The sequence below is a fragment of the Bradyrhizobium sp. JHI2711 genome (genome assembly GCF_056156565.1).
In genome coordinates, this window is record NZ_JBPZPT010000038.1 from 1 (window position 1) to 255 (window position 255).

1 pseudogene is annotated in these 255 nt (G+C 54.1%); it reads left to right on the plus strand.

The features are described from left to right. Positions 1–62: 62 nt before the first annotated feature. Positions 63–255, plus strand: a pseudogene (locus ACTEK7_RS36685) (MATE family efflux transporter); the annotation flags it as partial.

The window sequence follows — 255 nt, forward strand, 5'->3', positions numbered from 1 at the left end:
TTGCAACAGGAGCTGTTGCAGACGATCAATGAAATTCGGAAGATCTCGGGACACCTTCATCCATGAGTGAGCCCGATGCGGAATTCGCCGCCGAGGTCGATCACGATGTGATGCCGAACAAGAACGCTCGCATCGATCTATCAGACCCCGGTCTGTTCAGACTTATCCTACGGCTCGCCATTCCGTCTGTTGTTGGCTTGTCGATCAACGCGTTGCAGCAGGTCGTCAACGCAATCTTTGTTGGGACACTCGGCG